This is a genomic window from Streptomyces sp. WELS2 (assembly GCF_013870595.1).
Lineage (GTDB): Bacteria > Actinomycetota > Actinomycetes > Streptomycetales > Streptomycetaceae > Streptomyces.
Map to the genome: position 1 here is coordinate 1 of NZ_JACBWZ010000710.1, position 3,252 is coordinate 3,252.

The window sequence follows — 3,252 nt, forward strand, 5'->3', positions numbered from 1 at the left end:
GGGCCCACCGCGGACTGCCCGTCCGGCGCCGGAGCCCGCGCCGGGCGCTGCGGGCCGCGCTCGGCGCCGGCGGACGCGAGTACGGTCTGCGCGTCGGCCTCTGCTTCGGCGCCAGTGCGGCCATCGCCCAGGTCCTGCACCACACCCGCTGGTACGGACCGCACGCGCACTGGTACTGGCTGCCCGCCACCGCCGTCTTCCTCGTCAAGCCCGACCTCGGCCCGCTCGCCTCCCGGGTGCTGTGCCGGGCCGCGGGCACCGTCCTCGGCGCCCTGGTCTTCGCCGGGCTCGCCGCGCTGCTGCCCCGCCCGGCCGGACTGATCGCGCTGGTGGCGGTGTGCGGCGCGCTCATACCGGTCGCCACCCGGCACTTCGCCGCGCTCACCGCCGTCGCGACCGTCCTCGTCCTCGCCCTGGTCATGGCCGGTGGCGAACCGCAGGCCTCGGCCGGCCGGATCGGCGAGACCCTGCTGGCCTGCGCGCTCGTGCTGGTCGTGGGGCACCTGCCGATGCCGGGGGAGCGGGGCGGCGGGGTACGCGACCGGCTCGCGGCGGCCGGGGGCGCGGCACACGCCTACCTGCTGCACGTCCTCGGCCCGCCCGGCCACGAGGCCGCCACCGGGTCCGGTGACCGCGCCGGGCGACGGGGGCGGCGGGGAGAGCCCGGTGACGGTGCCGAGCCGGGCTTGTCGTCAGAAGAGTCCGGTGACCGTGCGGGGCGGTGGACGACGGGTGAGGTGCCTGGTGACCGTGCCGGGCGGCGGACGACGGGCGAGGGGGCCGATGACCGTGCCGAGCGGTGGGCGTTGCGCCGGGAGGCCTACCGGACCCTCGCCGAGGCCCGGACCGCCATCTCGCTCGCCGCCGCGGAACTGCCCGCCCTGGCCCGGCACACGGAGGGCACGGACGCCGTCGCCGAGGCGCTGGAACGGCTCGTGGACACCACGACGGCCTGCGCCGTGCACCTCGACGACACCGGGCGGCTCACCCCCCGGCACCTCCGGCGGCTGCGCGAGGCGCTGGAGGAGCTGGAGCGGCTGGAGCGACGGGGCCTACGGGTACCGCTGCCCGTCGCGGCGTAGCCGTACCGAGCCGTCGTAGCCGTACCGAGCGTACGTTGGCCGCATGAGTGCCGTTGGGACCCAGGGCGACTCCTCCGCCGACCTCGTCGTCACCGGCTGCGACCTCACCGGCCCGCGCTCCCGGCCGGTCCACGACCTCGCCGTCACCCTGGCGCACAGCGCCCGCGCGGCCGACGTCCGTACGACGATCGTCGACGGCCGCGTCCTGAAGCGGGACCGGGTACTGCTCGCCCCCGACGTGGAAGACGTCGTACGGGAGTTGACGCGGCGGCTGCCCGCGCCGACCGCGCGCGGCCACGGACGGCGCGTCCAGGAGTACGACACCTGAGCCCGCCGCCCGGCGGAACACCGGTGGCACGGGAGCCCGTCGAGACTGGCCGAAAAACTCCCCCTTCGCCGCGATGAGTTCCGCGCGCGCCGGCGGTCACCACCACGGACGGACCGTCGGACAGGAGGGCTCATGTCGTTTCCGGAGATCGTCTCGCGTGAGCGGTGGCGCGCGGCGCGCGAGGAGTTGCGGCACAAGGAGGAGGCGGTCAGGCGGGCGCGCGAGGCCCTGGACGCCGAGCGCCGGAGGCTGCCCATGGTCGAGGTCGACCCGGAGTACGTCTTCGAGGGCGGCGACGGCAAGGCCACCCTCCTGGACCTCTTCGAGGGCCGGGCCCAGCTCGTCGTCCACCACTTCATGTTCGCGCCGGAGTGGGAGGCCGGCTGCCCGTGCTGCGCGGCCTTCCTGGACCAGGTCGGCCACCTCGCCCACCTGCGCGCCCGCAACACCTCCTTCGCGGCCGTCTCCCGGGCACCGTTCACCCGGATCCTGCCGTTCAAGGCGCGGATGGGCTGGGCGGTGCCCTGGTACTCCTCGGCGCACAACGACTTCAACCGCGACTTCGAGGCCACCGTCGAGGAGGACGGCGAACCGGTCGAACGCGCGGGCGTCAGCTGCTTCCTGCGCGACCACGACCGGGTCTTCCACACCTACTCGCTGTACGACGACGGGCTGGACGTGCTGGGCACCACCGCGGCCCTGCTCGACCTGACCGCGCTCGGCCGCAACCCCGCCGGCAGCGACCGGCTGCGGCTGCACGACGAGTACGACTACTGACCCGGGAGGCCGGCCGGCATACGGAACGTGCGGTTCGTGCCGGGTTCGTGCCGGAAGGTGAACGGATCCTCACGGTCCGCGCCGAACCGGTGTCGGCTAGGTCTCAGTACCGTCACCGGGCGAGGCGTTTCCCTCTCCAGGGCGTTGACTCCTTACACGTACGACGCTTCTGGAGGTCGAGATGGTGAACGGGCGAAGAGTGCTCGAACGCTTTCCCGCCGGTGGTCCGCGCGGCTCCTGGCCCGCGGAGGAGTTCGCGCACGCGCGACGGATGGAAGGCCTGCCCGCCGAGGTCGTCATGGACCTCGCGACGGACGCCTTCCTGGTGATCGTGCGTGGCACCGAACCGGCCGAGTGAGCCGGCCGGGCAGGGCATGAGGAGACGTACGGGGGCGTACGGGGTGTGAGGAGACGTACGGGGGAAGGGTGAGGCGTACGGGGGTGCGCGGGGGTACGTGGTGGGCATACGGGATGCGCGGGGGTACGTGGTGGGCGTGCGCGGCGTACGAGGGGCGTACGGGGTTACGCCGACGCCGCCCGCGACCAGTCCGGAGCCGTACCCGTCACCCGGCACAGCGCCAGGTACAGCGGGATCGGCGGGGTGTACGGGACCGTGCCCGCCGGGCGGTGGATCAGCCGGGCGGTGCCGGTGACCAGGGCGCCCGTGGTGTAGCGGGCCGGTGACGGCCAGGGCAGGGCGTAGTCGGAGTCCGACGGCACGATCCACCACCAACGGGAGCCGTCGGTGTACACACAGCCGACCCGCGGCAGCCGGGGTACGACGAGCGGGCCCAGGCGGTCGGGCACGGCCACCGCGTCCCAGCCGAGCGGCGCGGTCATGCCGTCCGGCAGCGACAGCGGCTGACCCGCGCCCTGGTCCGGGGCCGACCGCCGGCGTTGCATCCGGACGAGCGTGTCCAGGCCGAGGGCGCTGTCCAGCCCGGCACGGCCATCGGTACGGGCACCGGCACCGCTTCGGGAGCCGACACCGGCATGGGGGCTGGTACAGGGATGGGGGTCGGACCCGGCACCGGTGCCGGTGCCCCCGGTCCCGGTGTCCCCGGT

4 protein-coding genes and 1 pseudogene are annotated in these 3,252 nt (G+C 74.7%); 4 read left to right on the top strand and 1 reads right to left on the bottom strand.

The window, feature by feature from the left end; all coding sequences use genetic code 11:
• The 4 genes and pseudogenes from H5J33_RS28540 to H5J33_RS28555 form a co-directional block, all read left to right on the top strand.
• Positions 1–1,082, top strand: a 1,082-nt coding sequence (locus H5J33_RS28540) for an FUSC family protein (RefSeq protein ID WP_181797712.1), incomplete at its 5' end; no start/stop codon positions are given.
• A 100-nt stretch (positions 1,083–1,182) separates the two neighbouring features.
• Positions 1,183–1,410: pseudogene (locus tag H5J33_RS28545) on the top strand (amidohydrolase); the annotation flags it as partial.
• 132 nt (positions 1,411–1,542) lie between these two features.
• Entirely contained in the window at positions 1,543–2,187 is a 645-nt protein-coding gene (locus H5J33_RS28550; protein ID WP_181797713.1) for a DUF899 domain-containing protein, read from the top strand.
• Between the two features lie 181 nt (positions 2,188–2,368).
• Complete coding sequence (locus H5J33_RS28555) at positions 2,369–2,545, top strand: hypothetical protein (protein ID WP_181797714.1); 177 nt, start codon at positions 2,369–2,371, stop codon at positions 2,543–2,545.
• Between the two features lie 164 nt (positions 2,546–2,709).
• Here the strand turns inward: H5J33_RS28555 and H5J33_RS28560 are convergent, their stop codons facing one another.
• Positions 2,710–3,090 (bottom strand): hypothetical protein, encoded by a 381-nt coding sequence (locus H5J33_RS28560; RefSeq protein ID WP_181797715.1) that lies wholly within the window; start codon positions 3,088–3,090, stop codon positions 2,710–2,712.
• Positions 3,091–3,252: the final 162 nt, after the last annotated feature.

Excerpts from the sequence above, each read along its gene's own strand:
- H5J33_RS28550 (WP_181797713.1), top strand. The coding sequence starts at position 1,543 with ATGTCGTTTCCGGAGATCGTCTCGCGTGAGCGGTGGCGCGCGGCGCGC.
- H5J33_RS28555 (WP_181797714.1), top strand. The coding sequence starts at position 2,369 with ATGGTGAACGGGCGAAGAGTGCTCGAACGCTTTCCCGCCGGTGGTCCG.
- H5J33_RS28560 (WP_181797715.1), bottom strand. The coding sequence starts at position 3,090 with ATGCAACGCCGGCGGTCGGCCCCGGACCAGGGCGCGGGTCAGCCGCTG.